The organism is Paraprevotella sp., assembly GCF_986071375.1.
This window is the reverse complement of record NZ_CFQRNQ010000005.1, coordinates 18,869-36,987: the sequence shown is the minus strand read 5'-3', so window position 1 is coordinate 36,987 and position 18,119 is coordinate 18,869. Positions and strand designations below refer to the sequence as shown.

Sequence of the window (18,119 nt, the reverse complement as noted above, 5' to 3'; positions counted from 1 at the left end):
AAAATCAATCTCCGCAGAATGAAAATTCGATTGGCTGTGATTGAAAAATCAATCGGCTGAGACTGAAAAACCGTTTGGCGCAGAACCGTGCACCAATGTCCTAACCCTCTTACCACGTTGTAAAAGAAAAGAATTTCAAAGAGTGTATTTCAGAGCCGCACCAATATGTTAATATAATATAAATTCAAGTAAATACATTTCTCCTTTTATTAAAACCACTATATTTGTAAATGAAATTAACACATCCATGCACAAGGAAATGAAGGGAAGCATTCCCGTACGCATGCGAGAAAAACCGTTAACTTCCCACTTAAACCAACTAAACAATGAGAAAAAGACTATTCTATTCTTTATTTTTAGGCGCGGTGTTGTGTATGACAACAGCTTGCAGCGACGATGACAACGGTGGCCCGGGCGACGGCGGTGGTGGAAATGGAAACGTCCCCGTCACGACCGTAGAGCAGGCACAAGAAGAGATAGACCGTGTGGGCAAGGCATTGGCGGCAAAGATTGACGTGGAACGCCTCAAACCGACCATCTCGCTGTTGGAATATTGCGAGAACACGTTCTTCAACGAGGACGACGAGGCCATACTACCCGACTACCCGAACCATCCGGATTACGGTTGGAGAAGCCTCATGCGCACCATGCGCCTTAGCGCACAAGGCGATATTGCCGCATTAGCCTCCAAGCGAGCTATCGGCGACGTGTACGAAATCAGCCAGCTCCATGGCAAATGGCAATGGAACGAGACCATGGAAGAATGGGATCAGATTTCGGACGCTTCGATGAACAATTCGGCCATCTATATGTTCAAATACGAAGGCAAGGACTGTGTGGCTGAACTGAAAGGTAGCGGCCAAGAGTTCGAGTTCGCACGTAAGGATTCTACCGGATATGTATATTCTGAAACCATTAAGATTCCGGCTACCATAACCGGAACCATAAAACTCAATGGAGAGCTTATGATCCTGCTTACCGTCAACACGGAAGCCTGCGACTATGCCGGCAAACAATATTCCGCAAATGCAACGTTCGAGGCCACCAATGCCGGTTATAAAGTCACCCATTCTTTGCTCGACAATAACAGCGAGGCGGCCGTGAAATCGGAACTTTACAGCGGAAACGAACGCCTGATTACCATGTCGTGCAGCGTGAACGGGCGTAATTTGGCTGACATCGATTTGATCGAATCCGGATATTTCGACGGAAACGCCAACTTGAAAAACGGAATCTTGGGTTGCAACATCATGGACGACATAAGCTTGAACATCACTGCCGACAACAACAACGGACTGGTAGACGCCTTCGACTACGATGGGTATTATTATTACTACCAAGGTGACACGGTAGGCTCATTGGAAAGCTTGAAAGAGGCTGCCCGCGTAAAGGCACAAAGGGCTGTCGATGCCGCCAACCAATACGTACAAGCTGCGATGTTCTTCAAGAACAGTACCTATTCCGTACCTCTGACATGGCAAACCGTCCATTACGATTATTCATATCCCGGAGGCTACTATTATTCCGGTGAATGGTCGGCCGAACCGGTATTGAACTTCGAGAATGGCACGACTTACACGTTTGGAGAGTACTTCACGGTTGCACGTTTCCAATCCCTGATTGCCGTGTATGAAGAATTGTTCGGACGCTTCGAGAATTTATAATATACTTTTTTAGTTTGACCATGGCAGGCTGGCTCGCGTTTCCACTTCGTCGGAATCCGTTGTCGGCCTGCTTTCACGTGTGTCCGGCATACCAACATGTACAAAACCATAAGCATTTTGTTCCTGCTCGTTTGGTTCCACCAAAATCTACGTGCCTCGCTCGCAGACAGCCTGCAAAGCGAACGGATGGAAGAAGTGGAGGTGAAAGCTTACAGCCCCCGCACGTTGTCGGATGACCGGAACGGCCGCCTGTATTGGAACATGAAATCGCTGGCAGACATGCCTCATGTATTGGGCAGTGCAGACCCCTTACGCAGCTTGCAACTTCTTCCAGGAGTAGCCACCAATAACGACTATACCTCCGGCATCCACATACAGGGATGTGCGGCTTCCCAAAGCATATTGAACATGGACGGGACACCGATATTCAACGCTTCCCACCTGTTAGGCCTGTTTTCCGTATTCAACGCCTCTCACTTCCGCGGCATGTCATTGGTCAAAAACCGTCACGATGCCGCTTTCTCCAACCGTTTGGGCGGAGAAGTTTCTTTCTATCCTACCGATTCCATAGCCCATAAAGTCCACCTTGACGCCACCGTCAGTTTCATGGAGAGCGAAGGTACGCTGACGCTCCCTGTTGGTGAGCATTCCACGCTCTACTTATCCGGACGCGGAAGCTACCTGAACCTGCTCTATGGCAACCTATTGGAAATAGACGAAATGAAACTCCGCTATGGCCTGCAAGACTATAACCTGACTTTTGTGCAACAAGCCGGAGCACATGATAAAATACGCCTTAGCTTATATCATGGTCAGGACCGCATGAACCTGTTGCAGGAAGACTTTGCAGACGAAAACAAGCTGAATTGGCAGAACACAGCTGCCGCATTGCACTGGCAACACCATTCATCCCGGTTCATCCTCCAACAAAACGCCACCTTCAGCCGCTACCGCAACACGTTGGATATGGGCATCAGTTCCGTATCCCTCAACCTGTCCTCCGGCATCACGCAAGCCGGTTACGCCGCCCGTTTGGAATGGACACGGGGCAACCTGCAATGGAACGGAGGTGTGGAATACAACTATTACCATTTCCGTCCCATGCAGTTCGAAGTCTCCGGTTCGTTCATCGAAAACGAAACACCCAAATTCCTCGAAGATGCCCACGAAGCCAATGCCTACCTTCAGGCCGACATTTCCATCCGCCCCTCCTGGTCGGTACTCGGAGGATTGAGATTGTCATCCTACCACAGCCATGGCCGCAGCTTCATTTCGCCAGACCCGCGCATCACCCTGAACTACCATCCCTCGTCCTCCCATACTTTGTCTGTACATTACGGCCTGTACCATCAATACCTTCATCAGATGTCCGTCTCCAACGGTGGGTTGCCCGTAGACTATTGGACCTCTTCGTCTCCTTCCGTATGCCCCCAACAGGCTCATTCCATCGCCTTAGGTTATTATTTCCGGTCACAAAAAGGAATGATGGAAATCAGTGCGGAAGTTTACTATAAGAAGCTGAGCCATCAGCACGAATATTCAGGTTCCATATTGGATTTCTTCACGCAGGTCTACCACATAGAAAACAATATGATACATGGGAAAGGCTATAACTACGGTCTGAATCTCATGCTGAAAAAGAACAGAGGCAAACTCTCCGGTTGGGTCAGTTATGCCATAGGGAGCAGCCGGCGCCGTTTTCCCGAACTTAGTCCGACAGAATGGTTCAACTCGACTTTCGACCGCCTCCACGACTTGTCCGTAGTAGCCAACTACCGGTTCAACCGGCACTGGAGCTTAGGAGGAGATTTCGTATACGCCAGTGGCACGCCCTACACCAAAGCCAAAAGCGTGTACGTCATCAACAACAACATAGTGAGCGAATACGGAAAGTACAACGGCGCCAACCTGCCGTCCACCCACCGCATGGACATCGCCCTGACCTATCGCTTCTCTCCTCGTGGACACAGGGAGCAAAGCCTGAACCTCTCCATTTACAACTTATATGCCCGGCGCAATGTACTGTTCAGTTACCTGGGCTTTCAGGAAGAGAACTTCGGCTACAAACATGTGTATTCCCTTTGCCGTATGTTGCCTTCCATCGGTTATACTTTAAAATTCTGAGCCATGAAACCATATTGCATATACACACTCGGCCTGATACTTATGGCATGTGCCACACTTACGGCCTGCATGGAGGAAGAAGACGCGGAACTCCAAACGCAATTAGTCGTAGAGGGATGGATTGAGGACGGTGGATACCCCGTGGTCTTGTTGGGCGAAACCCATGCCATAGATGCCGGTATGCAGAATATCGAGAACTACATCGTACGTTGGGGGAAAGTAACCATCTCTGACGGGACAGACAGCGTGGTGCTGACCGGAGGATATGACAATGACTTCTTTCCACCCTATAAGTACACGACATTCAAAATGACCGGACAGGCCGGAAAGACTTACACGCTGACCGCCGAGTACCGGGGGCAAAAAGCCACGGCCGTCACGACCATCCCCCACCCCGTCGAACTGGACTCCCTGCGTGCCATCCGCAGCGAAAGCGACACCTTATTCTATATAAAAGCTTTTTTTGAAGACAATCCCGACGAAAGGAACTACTACGGACTGTTCAGCAAAAGGCACGGAAAAGACAAGGCTTTCCTCTTGTCTTTCATGGGAGTATTCTCGAATGAAGTCATCCCCACGCACGTGGCAGCCGACGTGTACTGCGGGACCTCCGTCTATACGGAAGCCGACAAGAACGCATCCGCCTATTTCAAAAAGGGTGACTTGGTGCAAGTCAAACTCTGCCATATAGACCAAGCCTCTTACGAATTCTGGAAAAGTTACTCCAACCTGAACCACCTGTCTTCCAACATGTTCTTCCCTTACACGAACGACTTGGAATCCAATATCCGAGGTGGAAAAGGCTATTGGTGCGGATACGGAGCCAGCACCCTTTCCGTGCGCATTGAATAAATGCCCTAATGCTTTAAAGACAATTAATTCCCATCTTTTTATTTTCTTTTCCTTGATGAAAAACAAATTAATCATTTATACAATGAAAACGTTCATCTACACATTTGCTGCAATCAGCATGGTTTCTGTAAGCACAGTCTTTTCAGGAGTTATATATAAAGATAAGTACGGAAAGCATAGATTCCCGGAAAATGACATATTTTCTATTTTTATCAAAAGGGGAAAAATAAGAATAATGCACTTTTTACTGCATTCATCCCGTTTATGTGGGATTTTCATGGCTTTGCTTTTTGTTCCGGCTCAAGCTCAACAGCACTTCATCTATGATATATTTCAATGTACCGTAGCTAAATTTGTCATAATCGCCACTGGAGATAGCACCGTAAGTATTACCTGTATTGACAGGAGTACAAGAACCCATCCTTTACTGTCTAATGACACACTCGTCATTCCTAACACAGTAATACACAACGGATACGAATATCAAGTAGAAGGGATCGAAGACAACGCATTCATTGGTTGCAAGGACATAAAACACTTGATTATCAGCGAAGGTATAGATTATATCGGAGAAAACGCGTTTTCGTATTGCACCGAACTCCAATCCATCCATATACCCAGTACTATAGATTATATAGGAAATACGGCTTTCCACTCATGCCCGAACTTACAAACCATCGAAGTGCATGAAAAGAACGAAAGGTATGATTCACGGAATCAATGCAATGCTATCATTGAACATAAAACAGACCTCATTTTAGGATGCCATACCACCCAAATCCCACAAGGGGTGACACGTATTTGCGCGGAAGCTTTCAAAGGATGCCTGAAACTGGACAGTATCACTATTCCGGAAGGAGTTGTAGAAATGGAATCCGGAATATTCAGAAATTGCCTTCGTTTGAAATACATCAAATTGCCACAGACTTTGGAAACACTTAGCGGTGGAGGCACTTTTGCTGACTGTATCAACCTACGTGGCATCCATATCCCCCAAAATGTCTCTTTCATTGAAGAAGGCAACCAGTTCCATGGATGTCCCTTGCTTGACAGTATAACTGTGGACAGCCGGAACAAAACGTATGACTCCCGTGACGGATGTAACGCTATTGTGGAAACTGCAACCGACAAGATTATTTCCGGATGTGGAAAAACCCGCATTGTAGGAAGCATTAAAGAAATCGGTTCTTCGGCATTCGGCAATAGCATGATTAAAAGTATCACTATCCCGGCTAACATTACCAAAATCCATAATGGAGCATTTTGGGGATGTAGGTTTTGTACTTCCATCTCTGTGGATCCGAGGAATCCTGTGTATGACTCACGAAACGATTGTAATGCCATCATAGAAACAGCAACCCATAAGATTATAACCGGCTGTATCACAACGGACATACCCCAAGATGTTGTCGAAATCGGAGAAAGAGCTTTCAGCCGGATGCCTTTACCTACATTCGTAGCGATTCCTGATAACATACAAAAAATCGGGGAAAACGCTTTTGCCGGTTGCGAAGGAATATACCAAGTATTTATCCCCGGCTCCGTAAAAGAAATCGGAGCATTTGCTTTCAGCCTATGCAATTCTTTAAATGGGGTTCTTATGGAAAAAGGCATAAAGAAAATATCTTCTGGTACATTCAGCCAATGCAAAAACCTGAACCTCATAGAAATTCCTGAAGGGGTCAAAAAGATTGACCGTTCTGCATTTTGGAATTGTTCCAACTTGCAATATGTATCTTTGCCATCCAGTCTGGAACACATAGCCTCATCGGCTTTTGACGGATGCCCGTGCGACAGCCTCATAACGCAAAACATGCACGCCATCACCTACTAACCAGACATACAAACCAGACAAGAATCTATGAATGTGCCCCAACGGCCTATCAAGGGATATTCAATAAATGTCCCTAATAAGCGAGGCCAGGAAATACCTTCAAGGCCACACCTTTTAAACTCCATGCAATCAAACCATCACAACGCAACCAAATCGGCATATTCCGCCCTTGCCTCATGCAACAAATCCCGGGGCGATAACTTGACCTGCAAACCGCGCTGCCCGGCACTGACGTAAATATAACCGTACTGTGCCGCCGTCCCGTGTACGTAGGTAGGAAAATGTTTCTTCATCCCTATCGGGGAACATCCGCCACGGATATAACCGGTCGTAGGCAAAAGTTCTTTCATCGGCAGCAGTTCGCACTTCTTATTGCCGCTCACACGGGCCGCTTTTTTCAGGTCTATCTCATGTTCTCCGGGTACTACGCAAACAAAATAACCGGTCTTGTCGCCATGCAGCACGATGGTCTTGAACACCCGTTCCACATCTTCGCCCAACTGGGCGGCCACGTGCACGGCACTCAAATCCGATTCGTCCACCTCGTATGGAATCAATTCGTATGCGACCTTGGCCTTGTCCAACAAGCGTGCCACATTGGTCTTGTTAACCTTTTGCTTTGCCATAAAGTACCTCCTTCAAATATGCGGCTGTATAACCTTTCCCATAACGCACCAAATCCTCGGGCGTACCCTCGAACAAAAGCTCGCCGCCACCACGGCCGCCGTCCGGTCCCATATCGATGAGGAAGTCTGCCGACTTGATGACATCCAAATTGTGCTCGATGACCATCACGGTGTTGCCTTTGTCCACCAGACGGTTCAGCACGCCGAGCAACACGCGTATGTCTTCAAAATGCAAACCGGTGGTCGGCTCGTCCAATATATATATGGTTTGCCCCGTGTCGCGCTTGGACAGCTCCGTGGCCAACTTGATGCGTTGGCTTTCGCCACCCGATAACGTGGTAGAGGGCTGTCCCAGTTTGATGTATCCTAAGCCCACATCCTGCAAAACTTTGATTTTATTCAGAATCACCGGCTGATTCTCGAAGAACTCCACTGCACGGTTAATCGTCATATCCAAAACGTCGGCTATGGATTTGCCTTTAAAACGAACTTCCAGCGTCTCACGGTTGTAACGCTTTCCGTGGCATACCTCGCACGGAACGTACACGTCTGGAAGGAAATTCATCTCAATGGTCTTATATCCGTTTCCACCGCATGCTTCGCAACGTCCCCCCTTCACGTTGAAAGAGAAACGTCCCGGTTTATAACCTCGTATCTTCGCCTCGGGAAGGCTGACGAAAAGCGCACGGATATCGTTGAACACCCCGGTATAGGTAGCCGGATTGGAACGCGGCAAACGCCCGATGGGCGACTGGTCCACACTGACCACCTTGTCCACGAATTCCAAACCTTCAACTTTGTCGTAAGGCAAAGGGTCACGCAATGAACGGTAGAAATGTTGCGAAAGGATGGGCTGCAAAGTATCGTTAATCAACGTGGACTTTCCGCTTCCGGACACTCCCGTAATGCAAACCAACTTACCCAAAGGAAACTCTACATCCACACCTTTCAGGTTGTTTCCCCGTGCGCCCCTCAACCACAAAGAGTGTCCGTTGCCCTTCCTGCGCTGCCCGGGGATTTGAATGGAACAAGTACGGTTCAGATAACGTGAAGTCAACGTATCTTGCTTCAACATCTCTTCCGGCGTGCCTTGGAAGACCACCTCGCCACCCAACCTGCCGGCTTTCGGTCCCATATCAATGATATAATCTGCACTCTCCATCATTTCTTCGTCATGTTCCACCACAACCACCGTGTTTCCCGTGTCACGCAAAGCCTTCAGCGAGTTTATCAAGCGGCGGTTGTCCCGTTGGTGCAGACCGATACTGGGTTCGTCCAAGATATACAAGACATTGACCAGTTGAGAGCCAATCTGCGTAGCCAGACGGATACGTTGGCTCTCGCCGCCCGACAATGACACCGACGAACGGTTCAAGGACAGATAATCCAAGCCTACATCCATAAGGAACTTCAGGCGCGAACGGATTTCTTTCAAAATTTCCGGGGCTATCTTTCTCTGCCGGTCGGTCAGCCTTTCCTCCACGTGCAACATCCAATCATACAATTCACCGATATCCATCGCCGACAACTCCGCAATGTTCTTGTCTGCCATACGGAAATGCAAAGCTTCCTTGTTCAAACGGCGTCCTCCACATTCCGGACAAGTCACCGTCTTGGAGAACTGTTCTGCCCATTTCTGTGCTGAAGCTGAAGTCTCGTTCTCTTGCATCATTTGGATGTATTTCACCAATCCCTCGTAGGTCACATAATAATCCGATGAGGTGTGCACCAGTTGAGACTTGATGCGTACGCGGTCCATGCTGCCGTTCAATATTTCGTTCAACGCTTCCTCCGGCAAATCCTTGACCGGTGTCTTCACATCAGCGTCGTATTTTTCCAATAAAGCATCTATCTGCCAGAATATCATGCTGTTTTTATACTTCCCCAAAGGTTGGATTGCCCCCTCGTACACCGAAAGGTTACGATCCGGAATGACTTTATCCATGTCTATCAGGCTGACATAGCCCAATCCTTTACACCGTGGGCAAGCCCCTTGCGGAGAGTTGAAAGAAAAGTTATGAGGAGCCGGGTCACGGTAGGACAAACCCGTTTCGGGGCACATCAAACGTTTACTGTAATGACGTACGGTCTCTGTTTCGGCATCGTAAACCATAAGTTGCCCTTCTCCCTGCTGCATGGCCGTGGCCACACTGGCGTGCAACCGTTTGTCATCCTTCTGCTGTACGCAAAGCTTATCCACAACGATTTCTATGCTGTGGTTCTTATAACGGTCAAGTTTCATCCCATGGGCTATCTCGCGAATCTCACCGTCCACGCACACATACAAGTACCCCTTGCGGCGTATCGTCTCGAACAGTTCTTTGTAATGTCCCTTACGGTTACGCACCATGGGAGCCAACAAATAAATGCGCCGTCCCTCGTAATCCCTGATAATCAAGTCTATCACCTGTTCTTCGGTATAACGCACCATCTTCTTGCCCGACAAATAGGAATAAGCCTCTCCCGCACGGGCATACAGCAAACGCAGGAAATCATAGATTTCGGTAGTGGTCCCTACGGTAGAACGGGGATTTTTATTGGTTGTCTTCTGTTCGATGGAAATCACAGGACTTAACCCTGTAATCTTGTCCACATCCGGACGCTCCAAGTTACCCAAAAAGTTACGTGCGTATGCCGAAAATGTTTCTATGTAGCGACGCTGCCCTTCGGCGAATATCGTATCGAAAGCCAATGAAGACTTCCCGCTCCCGCTCAACCCGGTAATCACCGTCAGACTGTTGCGCGGCAGCTCCACATCCACATTCTTCAGATTATGCACTCGCGCACCGAACACTTCTATTTTTTCTGCTTCGTTATCCATCATCCTATTAATCATTTCCATTGGTGCCCGTCCCCGAATAACCGGTCAACACATTCACATCTTTTCTTATCTTATATTCCTTTCCGTCGGCTCCACGTGCATTGACTACCACGAAATACACACCGTCTTTGACGGTCTTGCCATGAAACTTCCCATCCCATCCGCCATCCAAAGTATCCCAAGCGTACAATTTTTGTCCCCACCGGTTGAAAATGACCGCTTTGAAGCTGACGATGGACTGATAGCCTTCCTTTACCTTATATATATCATTGTAACCGTCCCCGTTGGGAGAGAAAGCGTTCGGCATTTCCAAAACGGACTCGCTGATGGAGACCACAAACGGTTCTGCCGCTCCCTCTTCGGGGAACACGATAGTGTCGTTGCCATGCACGAAAGTGGCATAAAATTGCACGTAAAACGTACCGCTTTCGGTGAAAGTGTACTCCAGATTCTCATCGAAACGATCTATTATCGGGGCATTCTCCTGTCCTTCGCGATACACACGCCACTCATACCGTACCATATAATCCCCTAAATCTTCCACATTGGAAGTAAAATGCCCCGCTAACGGAGCCGACTGGGGTTCGGACGCATCTTCCAACTCTTCGCCCGTGGCCGTCGTATAACGCGCAGCCGGATTAGCCGTAGGATAAGCCGTTTGTGCCGAAAGCGAAAAAGAAACAGCACAGAATAAACCTAAAAACAAATACTTCAAAATAGTTTTCATGCCTGAATATTTGTGCAAAAATAATGTTTCCCGTTGACATAACCACTTTTTTTATGTAATTTTGTCCGCAATATCAGAAAAAAAGAAATGGCACACTGGAAAAGATTTATATATGTCGTAATCGCCCTGTTTTCCTTACAACTGACGGCTCGTGCGCAGGAAACAGAAACATTTGTACATACCATCAAACAAGGAGAAACGGTATATTCCATAGCCCGCACTTATCAGGTATCTCCCGAATCTATCCTCAAGCTGAACCCGACAGCCTCGACAGGCATCAAAGCCGGAGGAACACTGACAATCCCGCAACAGCAAAACGGCACGCAAGAAAAACGTTTCCATACGATTCAAGCCGGAGAAACACTTTACAAACTGACTAAAACTTACCAAGTAAGTGCCGACGATATTTGCAAAGCCAATCCGGGACTTACGGCCGAAAACTTCAAGGCGGGAATGGTCATCCGTATCCCGGCTTCCACCATGCCCGTGAATATAGCCCCGGCAAAGGAAACCGCCCAACCACAAGGAGTAGCACAATCCGGATGCCGGGAAATGCACAAGGTAAAACGCAAGGAAACTTTGTACAGCATCGCCCAGAATTTCAATCTGACGGAAGCCGAATTGAAAGCGGCAAATCCGGAAATGAACGAGCCTGGTTATAAACTCCGCAAAGGAGACTTCGTCTGTATCCCTTTTCCTAAACCGGAAAAGCCGAAAGAAGTTATCCCAACCAATGAAGAATTGATGGGGAAGAAAACAGTGTCTGCCCCACAGAAAAAAATCAGTTTAGGGGTGATATTGCCTTTCAAAGGAGGCACGCCGGAAAACGAAAAGATGATTGAATTCTACAGGGGGGTATTGATGGCGGTAGAAAACATGAAGAGATCCGGAACGTCAGTAGATATCTTCGCCTACGATTCAGGTAAAAGCCCGGGTGACATCCAAGCCACCGTAAACAACCACCCTCTCAACCATCTTGACTTTATCATCGGTCCCTTGTACCCGGAACAGATTGCACCTCTCAGCAAATTCTGCCAACACCATCACATCAAGTTGGTAGTACCTTTTTCTTCCCTTGGCGACAATGTATATGAAAATCCATATTATTACGCCATCAACCCTCCCAAATCATACCAGTTTGCGGAAGCTGCGCGGCTGACCACGGAACTCTTCGGAAAAGAGAACGTCATTTTCTTGGAAGGCACTGAAAACGACAAAGACGCAGCTGCATTCGTCGATGCAACACGGAAACGGTTACAACAAAACGGCAGCAAGGCAAACCACCTGAGACTTAACGACGATGAAATAAAGTGGATGGAGGCAATGACCCAATACAAAGACAATGTCATCATTCCCAACTCATCCAGTATCAAACTGTTAAACCAACTGTTTCCCAAGCTGAAAGAGTTCACTAAAAAGAACCCCGAATACAGAATCAAACTGGTAGGGTATCCAGAATGGCAGACGTACGCCAACAATCATTTGGAGAACTTCTACCAATTCAACACATACGCCTATTCTTCCTTTTTCAGGAATCCGCTGAACGGCAACGCCGACGAATTTGAGAATGCCTACCAAAAGGCATTCCACACGCCGACCCTCGTGTCGTGGCCACGTTTCGGTATGTTGGGTTTCGACACGGCGATTTATTTCCTGAAAGGCATATCTACGTATGGAGAAGCTTTCGACCAACATCTTTCGCAAATCGTCACGACTACTTATCAACATCGTTTCGACTTCCAACGCATCAGTAATTGGAGCGGCTTTATTAACCGTGAAATCGAATTTATCCACTACAGTCCATCCCACAGCATTGAACTAATCCGACTGAAAAAATGAGAAAAGCATTCCTCATCGCGATAGCGACCTGCTGCATCGGGACTTCTAAAGTGTACGGTCAAATCGGTGAACCGCGTAACGACCTGGCCGTCGGTTTCAATGCAGGATACACGCTGAACCAAGTCATGTTCAACCCTACCATCCAACAAAAATTCAAAGGGGCACCGACTTTTGGTTTCACGGCCAGATATACCTGCGAAAAGTATTTCAAAAGTTTGTGTTCCATCCAACTGGAGGTTAATTATACCAATTTGGGATGGGAAGAATTGATAGAAACGTCCAACGATACCTACAAGCGGGATATCAGCTACATACAAATTCCATTGTTAGCCCGCATGGGTTGGGGATACGAACAAAAAGGTGCTTTGTTTTATGTCGTAGCCGGTCCACAAGTCGGCTTTTATTTAGGCGACAAGGGACACAAAGGCGGGCTTTTCAACGACTCGACTCTGAACCTCCGTCCGGGACAAGTGAACCAACAATACGACATGCCGGTAAAAAACAAATTTGAATATGGCATCACAGCCGGTGCTGGTCTTGAGGTCAATACCAAAATCGGACATTTCCTTTTGGAAGGCCGTTACTACTACGGATTGAGCGATATATTCGGCAATGGCAAGAAAGACGTGTTCGGCCGGTCGGCCAATGGCACTATCGTGGTAAAAGCCAGTTACCTATTCGATATTGTACGTACGCGACGGTCTTCAGACAAAAAGTAAAAAAAAGAAAGTGCGTTAAAATGAAGCCATCCATTCCAACGCACTTTCTTTTTATTTTATCCCTCTTTTCCCTATCTCAAACGGTCAAGCGAACGGACAATCAATTCGTCCTTCATAATGTTCCGGAAAGCCAGATAGTCTAATATCAATCCTACCGCCGGAAAGGCCGCAGTCCAAGAAAGGGTGAAATCAGCATCATAACGGGATTTAAACACGTAAACGAAAACCCCGAACACGATATAGTAGCCCACCAAGATAAGGCTGCTGAACACGGACAAGCGCACCTGAAACATACGGCGCTTAAACAAAAATATGGCTGCAAACGAAGTGAACGCTGCCAAAACCAACAGTACAAACATGGCCCACGGAGCAAATACTCGCGCCCCGTCGGCCATCGTAAGCCATAAATTATAGAAATCTGCTATCCCGATACCGTCTTGGTGAAAATGTCCTACGGGCATGCACAAGCATACCACCGCACATACCGCAACCAAGAAAAGATAGACAGACTGGATTCTTTGAATCATACCGTTCGACAATATTATAAAAATAAATATCCGCTTATTCTATCGTATCTTTCTCCTTCAACGGATTACGGAAATATATTTTCCCTTCTACAAATTCTTGCGTGGCAATCAACGACGGCTTCGGCAATTTCTCATAAAAACGGGAAATCTCAATCTGTTCGCGGTTCTCGAAAACTTCATCCAAATTGTCACTTACAGAGGCGAACTCCTGCAATTTCTTGGACAACTCATTCTTAATGTCCAAAGAAATCTGATTCGCACGCTTGCCAATGATAGCTACGCTTTCATAGATATTACCGGTTTCGTCACACAGATCCATAATGTCACGGGTCACTGTGTTTGTAGGCGCATTTGTTTTTTTATAATCCATAATTTATATAATTGATTTACTTGTTTCTTTTACCCTTAAGATTTCTTATTCACATATTTCTCCGACTGCGCAAAAATCCGCTGCGCATCTTTTAAGTATTTAGATTCGGGATATTCGTTCATGAAGCCGTAATATTCGTCTATGGTATCACGATAACGGTCCAACCGCTTCTCTTCCACGCTTTGCAAAGCCAACTGGTACTTGGCACGCAATATCATAATGGAAAACTCCTCGCGACGTTCCGGACTGGCATACGGATAATCCAGTAAGGCGTTACGAGCCGTCACAATACACGCCTCATAGTTACTGCCTCCATACGAACAGTTATACATATATGAACCTAAATCGTAATATAGCTTAGCGGCCTGAAATTCTTTCTCCACCATCTTGTCTTGCAAAGCAAAAATCATCTCCTGTGTCCGATCTTTCAGACTCGTATAGGGATAGTAATCTAAAAAATCCTGAAACTCTTTCACCGCAGCCATCGTACTACTCTGGTCCAAACGCGTGTCCGGCACGCTTTCATAAAGGGCACGCCCCGCATAAAAACGGGCATACTCTACATAAACTCCCTTAGGATAAGACTGATAGTATTTCTTAAAATAGGAATGCGCCACATCGAAATTACCGTCACAGAACTCCGACATCGCCAACATATAAAGGCATTCTTCCCCACGCGAAGTCCCTTTCATCAAAGTGACAAGCTCCCCCAACAATACGGACGAACGGGAATATTGCCCCTTGACAAAGTATTCCTTTGCAGCCTCGTACTTATAATCGTAATCTGCAGTCTTCATCACGTTGTTATACTGGTTACACGAAGCCAACAACAACATCGCTCCCGACAGCCATAAAAAAATCCGTTTCATATTGTACAATTGAACTGCAAAATTATGGAAAAGCATCGAATTTTGCAAAGAAAGGAAGTTTTTAAATGCAAAAAAAGCACATGAAACGGCTTTTTAGAGATAAAATACCTATTTTTGTAGCTTGAAGAAACTTAAAATATCCAAGCCATAATATGCCTAAATTCGAGCTGACCGCCGATTATTCTCCTACCGGAGACCAACCGGAAGCCATTGCCCAACTCACGGAAGGAGTCTTGCAGGGCGTGCCGGCCCAAACGCTGTTGGGCGTGACCGGGTCGGGTAAAACCTTCACGATAGCCAACGTGATCCAGAACATCAACAAGCCTACGCTGATTCTCAGCCACAATAAAACACTTGCCGCACAATTATACGGTGAATTCAAAAGCTTTTTCCCGCACAATGCCGTGGAGTATTATGTGTCGTATTATGACTACTACCAACCGGAGGCTTACATCCCGTCTACCGACACTTATATAGAAAAGGATTTGGCCATCAACGACGAGATAGACAAGTTGCGGTTGGCGGCAACTTCCGCCCTCCTGTCCGGACGGAAAGACGTAGTGGTCGTCTCATCCGTCAGTTGTATCTACGGCATGGGGAACCCGGCGGCTTTTTATGACAATGTGATAGAACTAAAACGAGGCAAATTGTTAGACCGCAACGTATTCCTCCGACGTTTGGTCGACAGCCTGTACACCCGGAACGACTTGAATCTGGAACGTGGGTGCTTCCGGGTCAAAGGTGATACAGTAGACATTTACTTGGCTTATTCCGACAATCTCTTGCGCGTGACATTCTGGGACGATGAAATCGATGCCATAGAAGAGGTAGACCCCGTAAGCTGCCTCCGCTTGGGGAGTTTCGACGAATACCGCATCTATCCGGCCAACTTGTTCATGACCACAAAAGAAAGTACGGCGAAAGCCATACGCCAGATAGAAGACGACTTGCACAAACAAGTAAGTTACTTCGAAGAGACAGGAAAGCCGTATGAAGCCAAACGATTATACGAACGAGTCACGTATGATATGGAAATGATACGCGAATTGGGGCATTGCAGCGGCATCGAGAACTATTCGCGCTATTTCGACGGGCGTGAGGCCGGTACACGCCCCTATTGCCTGTTGGACTTCTTCCCCGAGGATTTCCTGATTGTTATCGACGAGAGCCACGTGTCCGTACCGCAAATCAATGCCATGTACGGCGGAGACCGCGCCCGCAAAAGGAACTTGGTTGAATACGGTTTCCGGCTTCCGGCTGCCATGGACAACCGCCCTTTGAAATTCGAAGAGTTCCAACAACTGGCCAAACAGGTCATTTATGTATCTGCCACTCCGGCCGACTATGAACTGCAACAGAGCGAAGGTATCGTAGTGGAGCAGGTTATCCGCCCTACCGGACTACTCGACCCCGTCATCGAGGTGCGTCCAAGCCTGAACCAAGTGGACGACCTGATGGAAGAAATACAGCAACGCATCGAGAAAGACGAGAGAATCTTGGTCACCACGCTGACCAAACGAATGGCGGAAGAACTCACCGATTACTTCATGAAGCACGACATACGCACCAATTTTATCCATAGCGACGTAGACACGCTTGAACGTGTGCAAATTATGGATGACCTCCGTGCCGGACGCTTCGATGTGCTAGTCGGTGTGAATTTACTCCGTGAAGGGTTGGATCTTCCGGAAGTTTCCTTAGTAGCTATCCTGGATGCAGACAAAGAGGGCTTCTTGCGTTCGCATCGCTCGCTCACACAAACCGTAGGACGGGCAGCCCGTAACGTACATGGCAAGGCCATCATGTATGCCGACCGAATCACGGACAGCATGCGGAAAACCATCGACGAAACCAACCGACGGCGCGAAAAGCAGCTTAAATACAATGAAGAACATGGCATCACTCCGCAACAAATCAAGAAAGGCCGGAAAATGACCGACCTTATCAGTGCCAATGCGGAAGCTCACGCGGAACCCCGTGCTTATATCGAACCGGAAGAAAAAATGGCAGTGGCCGACCCTATCATGGAATATATGACGCGCGACCAATTGGAAAAGAGCATAGAACGCAGCCGAAAACTCATGCAGGAAGCGGCGAAGAAGTTAGACTTCATCGAAGCCGCCCAATATCGGGACGAAATGCTGCGTATGGAAGAGATGCTGAAAGGAAAATAAAGCACCCGGAGAAAAGGAAAGGAGGAAGGGCTTTTGGGTTATGCCTTCCTCCTTTTCCTATTTTATATAAACTTCCTCAACATACGGAAACGTCTGTTCAGCCCCAAAAGTCTAAAACTCCCACTTACATGCAATCGTAGGTATGGCATAAAAACGGTTGTTTTGTCCGGTTTCCGTATACACGAAATTATTACTGATTTCAACCTCCGTACCAATACTCAACTTGAAATCGTCACTTACCCTTCTCAACGCAGCCAGATTAAACCAAAATTGCGGTTCCGACATCAGGATGAGATTCCCGTTCACGGTATTATTGTACCACAAATCGACAAAACCGCTGAACGTACACAAGCCTCCGGCAAAACGGTTTCGCCAAACGCCTGTCAACTGCCAGCTATGACAATAAGGGCCATTCTTAGCCAAGTATTTGTACATGGCCTGTACGGAAAATCCCTTGGCAAAGTCTTTGCTATTCCAGTTGTAAGCCGCGCCGGCCAGATAGGCATCACCGAAAGCATAACCATCTCCCTTTCCGGTTCCATAACTCAAACCACCGTTGTACTCCACATGGAATGCCACCGGCATTTTCTTAGTTTGGATTTCCCGGGAAAACTCGCCATAGGCTCCACGCAAAACATTGTCACCAAAATCGGCATCCATAAAGAAATAGGTACTTCCCCACTTGTCGGCAGAGAAATTCTCAACGGTTGCTGTCAGATGCTGGCGCGAAGAAATCTCGTTGCCATACATCCCATGACCCAGGTCGTAATGTAACTGGACGTTGAGTTGGGCGAGGCTTTTTGTACCCCACAGGCACAATGCCCCGACGTAAATAAACTTTTTTTTCATTACTTTTGATTTTTAAAAAACGCCGGCAAAGTTATATAAAATACTCCAAAAACGAATGTCCCCCTAAAAGAAAGTAGAAGACCGTCCTTTCTACACTTCTGTATACAAAAAAGACAATCCTCAT

At 47.2% G+C, this 18,119-nt stretch carries 14 protein-coding genes; 7 read left to right on the top strand and 7 right to left on the bottom strand.

Going from position 1 to position 18,119, the window contains the following annotated elements; genetic code table 11:
- Window positions 1-326: 326 nt before the first annotated feature.
- From AC5RDV_RS04100 to AC5RDV_RS04085, 4 genes are all read left to right on the top strand, one after another.
- A complete protein-coding gene (locus tag AC5RDV_RS04100) occupies window positions 327-1,664 on the top strand; it encodes a hypothetical protein (RefSeq protein WP_282748091.1) in 1,338 nt (445 codons plus the stop codon).
- A gap of 96 nt (window positions 1,665-1,760) precedes the next feature.
- Window positions 1,761-3,788 carry a TonB-dependent receptor plug domain-containing protein gene (locus tag AC5RDV_RS04095; protein WP_282748092.1) on the top strand — a complete coding sequence of 676 codons (2,028 nt, stop codon included), beginning with the start codon at window positions 1,761-1,763 and terminating at the stop codon, window positions 3,786-3,788.
- Between the two features lie 3 nt (window positions 3,789-3,791).
- Complete coding sequence (locus tag AC5RDV_RS04090; RefSeq protein WP_282748093.1) at window positions 3,792-4,640, top strand: DUF4249 domain-containing protein; 849 nt, start codon at window positions 3,792-3,794, stop codon at window positions 4,638-4,640.
- 277 nt (window positions 4,641-4,917) lie between these two features.
- Window positions 4,918-6,474, top strand: a complete 1,557-nt coding sequence (locus tag AC5RDV_RS04085; RefSeq protein WP_494222140.1) for a leucine-rich repeat domain-containing protein — start codon at window positions 4,918-4,920, stop codon at window positions 6,472-6,474.
- Between the two features lie 137 nt (window positions 6,475-6,611).
- Here AC5RDV_RS04085 and ybaK read toward each other — a convergent pair whose 3' ends face one another.
- From ybaK to AC5RDV_RS04070, 3 genes are read right to left on the bottom strand one after another with little or no spacing between them, the layout of a single operon-like run.
- Window positions 6,612-7,100, bottom strand: a complete 489-nt coding sequence (ybaK, locus tag AC5RDV_RS04080) for a Cys-tRNA(Pro) deacylase (RefSeq protein WP_008626211.1) — start codon at window positions 7,098-7,100, stop codon at window positions 6,612-6,614.
- Window positions 7,081-9,921 (bottom strand): excinuclease ABC subunit UvrA, encoded by a 2,841-nt coding sequence (uvrA, locus tag AC5RDV_RS04075; protein ID WP_282748110.1) that lies wholly within the window; start codon window positions 9,919-9,921, stop codon window positions 7,081-7,083. The genes ybaK and uvrA overlap by 20 nt, the downstream gene beginning before the upstream one ends.
- Window positions 9,922-9,928: 7 nt before the next feature.
- On the bottom strand, window positions 9,929-10,648 hold the full coding sequence (locus tag AC5RDV_RS04070) for a T9SS type B sorting domain-containing protein (protein ID WP_282748095.1): 720 nt from the start codon (window positions 10,646-10,648) through the stop codon (window positions 9,929-9,931).
- Window positions 10,649-10,735: 87 nt separating this feature from the next.
- On the opposite strand from AC5RDV_RS04070, the gene AC5RDV_RS04065 reads away from it, so the two are divergent.
- Together AC5RDV_RS04065 and AC5RDV_RS04060 are read left to right on the top strand one after the other, a co-directional pair.
- A complete protein-coding gene (locus tag AC5RDV_RS04065) occupies window positions 10,736-12,487 on the top strand; it encodes an amino acid ABC transporter substrate-binding protein (protein WP_282748096.1) in 1,752 nt (583 codons plus the stop codon).
- Complete coding sequence (locus AC5RDV_RS04060; RefSeq protein ID WP_008626207.1) at window positions 12,484-13,206, top strand: porin family protein; 723 nt, start codon at window positions 12,484-12,486, stop codon at window positions 13,204-13,206. The genes AC5RDV_RS04065 and AC5RDV_RS04060 overlap by 4 nt, the downstream gene beginning before the upstream one ends.
- A 71-nt stretch (window positions 13,207-13,277) precedes the next feature.
- Here the strand turns inward: AC5RDV_RS04060 and AC5RDV_RS04055 are convergent, their stop codons facing one another.
- The 3 genes from AC5RDV_RS04055 to AC5RDV_RS04045 are packed head-to-tail and all read right to left on the bottom strand — an operon-like array spanning window position 13,278 to window position 14,972.
- A complete protein-coding gene (locus tag AC5RDV_RS04055) occupies window positions 13,278-13,733 on the bottom strand; it encodes a DUF4293 domain-containing protein (RefSeq protein ID WP_282748097.1) in 456 nt (151 codons plus the stop codon).
- A gap of 34 nt (window positions 13,734-13,767) precedes the next feature.
- The gene (locus AC5RDV_RS04050; RefSeq protein ID WP_008620281.1) at window positions 13,768-14,103 is read right to left on the bottom strand and encodes a DNA-directed RNA polymerase subunit omega; all 336 of its coding nucleotides are present in this window, start codon (window positions 14,101-14,103) and stop codon (window positions 13,768-13,770) included.
- Window positions 14,104-14,138: 35 nt separating this feature from the next.
- The gene (locus AC5RDV_RS04045; protein ID WP_232038284.1) at window positions 14,139-14,972 is read right to left on the bottom strand and encodes an outer membrane protein assembly factor BamD; all 834 of its coding nucleotides are present in this window, start codon (window positions 14,970-14,972) and stop codon (window positions 14,139-14,141) included.
- Between the two features lie 152 nt (window positions 14,973-15,124).
- Here AC5RDV_RS04045 and uvrB point away from each other — a divergent pair, with 152 nt between their 5' ends.
- Entirely contained in the window at window positions 15,125-17,146 is a 2,022-nt protein-coding gene (gene uvrB / locus AC5RDV_RS04040; RefSeq protein WP_282748098.1) for an excinuclease ABC subunit UvrB, read from the top strand.
- A gap of 111 nt (window positions 17,147-17,257) precedes the next feature.
- On the opposite strand, the gene AC5RDV_RS04035 is transcribed toward uvrB, so the two are convergent.
- On the bottom strand, window positions 17,258-17,995 hold the full coding sequence (locus AC5RDV_RS04035) for a nucleoside-specific channel-forming Tsx family protein (RefSeq protein ID WP_008626202.1): 738 nt from the start codon (window positions 17,993-17,995) through the stop codon (window positions 17,258-17,260).
- Window positions 17,996-18,119: the final 124 nt, after the last annotated feature.